Source organism: Pseudomonas sp. 2995-3 (assembly GCF_002742565.1).
GTDB classification, from domain to species: Bacteria; Pseudomonadota; Gammaproteobacteria; order Pseudomonadales; family Pseudomonadaceae; genus Aquipseudomonas; species Aquipseudomonas edaphica.
In genome coordinates, this window is sequence record NZ_LJSB01000261.1 from 1 (window position 1) to 311 (window position 311).

Sequence of the window (311 nt, forward strand, 5' to 3'; positions counted from 1 at the left end):
TTGTCTTACGATTTCTGTAATCATTTCATCAAGTGTTGATTCACCAAGACGTTGTGTTCTAAACTTTGAAAGGAGACTTTTGTCAGGTAGTGAATCCTCAGGATTCAGACCAAGAAAATACATATGTGCAAGATTTAAAGAGGATTCTGCTATAACATTCTCATCAGATAGATTGTATAAGTGTTGAAGAAATAAAAGCTTACACATTAATTCAGGTTCTTTTGCTGGGCGACCAAAATTTTTACAATAAGTATCTTCAAGTAGAGTATTAATGAAACTAAAATCCACTACCCTTTTAATCTTCTTATCGT

1 protein-coding gene is annotated in these 311 nt (G+C 32.5%); it reads right to left on the minus strand.

What is annotated here, in order from left to right:
• Positions 1 to 311, minus strand: a 311-nt coding sequence (locus AOA62_RS25680) for a transposase (protein WP_143521915.1), incomplete at both ends; no start/stop codon positions are given.